General features: G+C 69.8%; 2 protein-coding genes. One reads left to right on the forward strand and one right to left on the reverse strand.

All coding sequences use genetic code 11. From position 1 onward, the window contains the following. Positions 1 to 234: 234 nt before the first annotated feature. Complete coding sequence (locus GWI24_RS43520; RefSeq protein WP_210951536.1) at positions 235 to 1,401, reverse strand: adenosine deaminase; 1,167 nt, start codon at positions 1,399 to 1,401, stop codon at positions 235 to 237. Between the two features lie 103 nt (positions 1,402 to 1,504). Here GWI24_RS43520 and GWI24_RS43525 point away from each other — a divergent pair. After that, a partial coding sequence (locus tag GWI24_RS43525; RefSeq protein WP_210951537.1) for an alpha/beta hydrolase occupies positions 1,505 to 2,261 on the forward strand: 757 nt, incomplete at its 3' end.

The following is a 2,261-nucleotide window of genomic DNA, read 5'->3' on the forward strand; positions in this document are numbered from 1 at the left end:
CCCGCGTTGCCACCGGGCACCGGCGCCGCGGACGCGGCGCTGCCTCCGGCGACGACGGCGGCGGCACCGAGGGCAATGACACCGAGAGTCTTGAGGGTTCCCTGCTTCATCAGAAATCTGTCCTTGAGACGGGGGCTTGACCGATACGGAAACGTAGTCATGGATTTCGGCTGCCCGCAAACACCGAAAACGGCCTCCGTTACCCCGCCCAGGTCGTGCGCCGGGTGCGCCCGCTCAGCTGCTCTTGGGTGCGGAATCCCTGGTCACAGCCGACGCGGAGGCCACATTGCGGAACAGCCATTCGGACTTCAACTCGGCGTATCCGGGCTTGATCACGTCATTGATCATCGCCAGACGTTCGTCAAAAGGAATGAAGGCTGATTTCATCGCATTGACCGTGAACCATTGCATGTCGTCGAGCGTGTAATGGAATGTTGATACAAGATGCCGGAATTCCCCGCTCATGCTCGTCCCGCTCATCAGACGATTATCCGTATTCACGGTGGCGCGGAAATGCAGCCGGCGGAGCAGCCCGATGGGGTGCTCGGCGTAGGAACTGGCCGCGCCGGTCTGGAGGTTGGAGGTCGGGCACAGCTCCAGCGGGATGCGCTTGTCGCGGACGTACGAGGCGAGGCGGCCGAGGGTGAGGGAGCCGTCGTCCCCGACCTCGATGTCGTCGATGATGCGGACGCCGTGGCCCAGCCGGTCGGCGCCGCACCACTGGAGCGCCTGCCAGATGGACGGCAGTCCGAACGCCTCGCCCGCGTGGATCGTGAAGTGGTTGTTCTCCCGCTTCAGATACTCGAACGCGTCCAGGTGGCGGGTGGGCGGGAAACCGGCCTCGGCGCCCGCGATGTCGAAGCCGACCACGCCCAGGTCGCGGTAGCGGTTGGCGAGTTCGGCGATCTCCAGGGCGCGGGCCGCGTGGCGCATCGCGGTCAGCAGCGCGCCGACGCGGATGCGGTGGCCGTTCTCCCAGGCCCGCCGCTCACCCTCGCGGAAGCCCTCGTTGACCGCCTCGACGACCTGCTCCAGGGTCAGCCCGCCCTCGAGGTGCTGCTCGGGGGCGTAGCGGATCTCGGCGTAGACGACGCCGTCCTCGGCGAGGTCCTCGGCGCATTCGGCGGCGACCCTGACGAGCGCGTCGCGGGTCTGCATCACGCCGACGGTGTGGGAGAACGTCTCCAGATAGCGCTCCAGCGAGCCGGAGTCCGCCGCCTCGCGGAACCAGATGCCCAGCTTGTCGGGCTCGGTCTCCGGGAGCGCGTCGTACCCGGTCTCCCTCGCGAGGTCGACGATGGTGCCCGGGCGCAGCCCACCGTCGAGGTGGTCGTGCAGCAGCACCTTGGGGGCGCGGCGGATCTGTTCGGGGGTGGGCTCATGGGTGTGCTCGCTCGTCATCTGGGCAGCGTAGCCCCTACGCGCGTAGAACGTGAGGGATAGATACGGAACAGTGACCCGCACGGGTAGTGGAGTACACCAGTCCTTCTGCGATCGTGTCGCCATGGCTCAGCAAGCGTTGCCCGAGCGGGGCGCACGGCTGGGGCGGCCGATGGGCGCGGCCGCCGCGCGAACGACCGTACATGGTGTGGTGCTGCTGCTCCCCGAGGGGGAGCCCAGCGGGACCAGACGGCCGTCCAGACTCTCGGTGGCCGCCACGCTGCCGCTGGCCCGGCGGCTGGTCCGGGCCGGCCGGGAGGAGGGGCTGGCCGCCCATGTCGTCCACTACCGGTGCCGGGGCTGGAACGGGGCGGCCGCCGATGCCGCGTCCGATGCCACCTGGGCCGTGGAGGAGGTGGTGCGGCGCTACGGCGACGTGCCGGTCTGCCTCGTGGGCCACGGCATGGGCGGGCGCGCCGCCCTCCGCGCCGCCGGGCACGAGGCCGTCACCTCGGTGGTGGCGCTGGCGCCCTGGCTTCCGGCGCCGGACGAGGTGCTCGAACCCGAACCGGTGAAACAGCTGGTCGGACGGCAGGTGCTGATCGCCCACGGTACGAATGACGAGCGCACCGACCCCGAGCTGTCCTACCGGCTGGCGGAGCGGGCGAAGAAGGCCAACCGCGATGTGTGCCGCTTCGAGGTGCACACCGACGGGCACGGGCTGCATCAGCACCGCTCCGAGGTGCAGGCGCTGGCCGCGGACTTCCTCCTCGGCTCCCTCTTCCACTCCGGTTTCTCCCGCCCGGTGGCCGACGCGCTGGCGGCTCCGCCGCCGCTGGGCCTGCGGATGCCACTGGCGGCGGGCTTCGGGGCGAACCTGG

Origin of the sequence: Streptomyces sp. MK37H (assembly GCF_018035285.1) — a bacterium.
Lineage (GTDB): Bacteria > Actinomycetota > Actinomycetes > Streptomycetales > Streptomycetaceae > Streptomyces > Streptomyces endocoffeicus.